This is a genomic window from Roseomonas sp. TAS13 (assembly GCF_001950415.1).
GTDB lineage: Bacteria > Pseudomonadota > Alphaproteobacteria > Acetobacterales > Acetobacteraceae > Roseomonas > Roseomonas mucosa.
The window spans coordinates 1-3715 of record NZ_BDLP01000397.1; the positions used below are offsets into that span (position 1 = coordinate 1).

Genomic DNA, 3715 nt, shown 5'->3' on the forward strand with positions numbered 1-3715 from the left:
GCCGCCGCGCCGCCGGTCCCCGCGGTGCCGCCCGCCGCCATGCCGGTCCCCGGCAGGCCCGGCGCCGACGCCCCTTCCGGCGCGCCGGCGCCGGGGCGGGGGGTCTGGCGCATCGGCTGGCTGCCGCGTTCGCTGGCGGCGCGCACGGCGATCTTCCTGCTGCTGGCGCTGATGCTGGTGCAGGCGGCGGGCCTGCTGATCCATGCGCTGGACCGGGTGGACCTGCAGCGCTTCGTCGAGCGGCGGGAGATTTCCGGCCGCGCCATGGGGCTGTGGCGCACGCTAATCATCGCGCCGCCCGACCGGCGCGACATGATCGTGAACGAGGTGGACCTGCCCGAGGGCCTGACCGCCAGCCTGGACGACGCGCCGACCGCCCGGCACAGCCTCGCCACGCCCGGCGAGGACCTGCTCAGCCTGCTGCCGCCCGAGGCCATCCTGAACTTGCCGCCGCGCCTGCAGCCGCGGGAGATGGTGGTGGGCACCGGCAAGGGGCAGGCGCTGCTGATCTCGCTGCGCCTGCCCAACAGCGACCTGTGGCTGAACCTGCGGCTGCGCGTGCCGCCGCCACGGCCCTGGCACTCGCCCACCTTCCTGATCGCCTTCGGGGTGATGACGGTGGCGGCGGCGCTGCTGATCGTCGCGGCGACGCGGCGGCTGATCCGGCCGGTGCGCGACCTGGCGCGGGCCGCCGAGGCGCTGGGGCGCGACGTGAACGCGCCGCCCCTGCCGGAAACCGGTCCGCTGGAGGTCGCCACCGCCGCGCATGCCTTCAACACCATGGCCGAGCGCATCCGGCGCTTCGTCGGCGACCGGACGCAGATGCTGGCGGCGATCGGCCATGACCTGCGCACGCCGATCACCCGGCTGCGGCTGCGCGCCGAGTTCCTGGAGGATGACGAGCAGCGGCGGCGGATGCTGTCCGACCTCGACGAGATGGAGGCCATGGTGAACGCCACCCTGGCCTTCGCCCGCGACGACGCGGCGGACGAGCCCTCGGTACCCCTCGACCTCGCCGCGCTCTGCCGCACCGTGCTGGACGAGGAGGCGGATGCGCGGCCGGAGGCGGAGGAGGCGCTGACCTATGCCGGGCCGCTGCGGCTGACGGTGCGGGGCCGGCCCATAGCGCTCAAGCGGGCGCTGACGAACCTCGTCGGCAACGCGCTGAAATACGGCCAGGCCGCCCGGATCCGGCTGGAGCCGCCCAGCGGCCGGCAGAACCCGGTGGTGCGGCTTTTTGTCGAGGATGACGGGCCGGGCGTGCCGGAGGAATCGCAGGAGGCGGTGTTCCAGCCCTTCCGCCGGCTGGAAACCAGCCGCAACCGCGAGACCGGCGGCACCGGGCTCGGCCTGCCCATCGCCCGCAACATCCTGCGCGCCCATGGCGGCGACGTGACGCTGGAGAACCGCGCCGAGGGTGGCCTGCGGGCGGTGGTGACGCTGCCGGTCTGAGGGGCCGGGCAGCCGGCGGGCAGGGCCACCGTCCCTGTCAGCGCTCCCGGGCGCCTGCCCGGGGCGGCGTGCCGCTGCCGAACAGGTTCCGCAGCATCCCCGGGGCCAGCATGGAGAGCGGGTTCACGGTGATCCGCGGATCGCCCAGCGTGCCGGTGGCCGTGAAGGTCGCGGCCAGCAGCCCGCCGCCCGGCTCGGCGCTGAACAGCCGCCCGACCAGGGGCAGGCGCCCGGGCAGGCTGTTCAGCAGGTAGGACGGCACGATCGTCCCCTCCAGCTCCAGCCGTCCGTCCCGGCGCATCACCCGCCCCTTGGCGGTGGCGCCGAGCGAGGCGGAGCTGAGCCGCACATCCTCCAGCCCCAGCGCCTCCCGCGTCAGGGCGAAGGGCGCGTGCAGGCTGCTCACGCGCAGCCCCGGCCCGGTCAGCGCCTCCGGGATGCCGTAGAGCGACAGAGCCTGCAGCAGCTTGCCCAGCCGTGCCCGTCCGCGCAGGCCGAAATCCTCCAGCTCCGCCTCGCCCAGCAGCGGCGAGGATGGCGTGTCGGCGGCCCAGCGGCCCTGGACGCGCAGCCGGCCGTCCTGCACGTCGCCCGTGGTGCCGGTGAGCCGCAGCAGCCGTCCCAGATCCGCCACCCGCACCGACAGGTCCCGCCCGCCGCCGGCGCGCGGCGTGACCGCGGCGGCGAAGGCCTCCTGCCCGCCGGAGCGGCCGTAGGCCTGCATCTGCCGCAGCACCCCCCGCGCATCGTGCCGGATCAGGGCCTCGACCCGCTCATAGGGGCCGTCCGAGGTCAGCACCTGGCCCAGCGCGATATCGGCGTCGAAGCCCGGCAGGGCGCTGCGCTCCGCCGAACCCTTCTCATCCTCCGGCCCGCCCAGGAAATCCGGATCGGCGCCGCGCAGGTCTAGCACCGGGCCGCGCGCCACGATCCGCCAGAACCCGTCCGGTCCTTCGGGAAAGCCCAGTTGGCCGCTGACGCGCGAGGCGCCGGCCCGCCCTTCCGCCAGGGTCAGCCGGGTGATCCGGGAGCCGGGCGCGAACTCGGCCGCGCCGCGCAGCAGCATGTCCGGCGCCTCGATGCGCAGGCCGTCGATGCTGCGCAGCGCCCCGTCGCGCAGGCGCATCGACATCTCCGCCCGCGCCGCCGGCCCCGGTGCCTTGCGCCAGTTGAGCGGCGCCAGGGACAGCCGCGCCTGGGCCAGGTCCGCCTTCGCCTCCACCTGGGTGTCGGCGCCGCGGTGCTGCTCGAAGCGGGCGCTGACCGCAGCCTGCCCGCCGATCCGGTCGCCCAGGATGTCGAACCGCGTGCCGCGCAGCGCCGCCAGCTCCGCCGGCCCCTCGACCTGCCCCTGCACCACGAGCTGCCCCGGCGGGCCGTCGCGGAAATCCACCTGCATCCCCATCCGCGCCGCGCGCAGCGGGCCGAGATCGGCGGTGCCGTCGAGGCGCATCCCCGCCTCGGTCAGGTCCAGCGAGGCCCGGCCCTTGCGGAGGGACTGGTCGAGCAGCAGGTCCGGCAGGGCCGCATCCGTCACCTGCGCCTTCACCGCCACGGCGATGCGCTCCGCCGGCAGGTCGGCCAGCAGCGGGAAGGCGAGATGCAGCGTGGCATTCGCCTTGCCGCTCGCCCGCGACAGGTCGATCGGCACGGTCTGCAACAGGTGCAGGCGCGGATGGTCCACCACCCGGAGCATGTCGTTCAGCGGCCCGGCGACGCGGCCCGAGATCTCCGTCTTCTCCTGGCCGATATCGAGGTCGTAGAGCCGGACCCGCACTTCCTGGGCGGCGAGCGCCGTGCCCTGCTGCCGCCCGCCCTGCCCTTCGACCAGGATCTCCGCCGGGGACAGGAAGCGTATCGTGCCGCTCACATGCTCCACGGGCGGAACGGGGCGCAGCCAGTGCACCGTCGCATCCTCCACCGTCAGCATGCCGGTCATCGTTTCCAGCTTCGGCGTGCCGCCATTCGCCGGCAGCAGCCCGCCGAAATCCCAGTGCCCGTCGCGCGCCGTGCCGGCGGTCAGGTTTTCCACGATCCAGGAACGGCCGCCCGGCGCCACCGAGGCCGGCCAGTAGAGTGCAAGGTCCGGCAGGAAGGTCCGGTCCACCCCCAGGCCGAGGCGCCAGCGCCATCCCTCGGCGTGGCGCAGCGCCTCGCCCTGGGCCTGGGCCACCGGCGCGTTGCCGCGCGCCCCGGCGCCTTCGGCCAGGACCAGGCGGAGCCGCTGCAGCGCCACGCGGTCGGGTGCGGCCTCCACCGCCGC

General features: G+C 75.2%; 2 protein-coding genes. One reads left to right on the forward strand and one right to left on the reverse strand.

The annotated features are described in order from the left end of the window. Window positions 1-1452: ATP-binding protein (locus ROTAS13_RS20865; protein ID WP_371329212.1), on the forward strand; the 1452-nt coding region annotated here is incomplete at its 5' end. 37 nt (window positions 1453-1489) lie between these two features. On the opposite strand, the gene ROTAS13_RS20870 is transcribed toward ROTAS13_RS20865, so the two are convergent. Next, window positions 1490-3715, reverse strand: a 2226-nt coding sequence (locus tag ROTAS13_RS20870; protein ID WP_139323464.1) for a DUF3971 domain-containing protein, incomplete at its 5' end; no start/stop codon positions are given.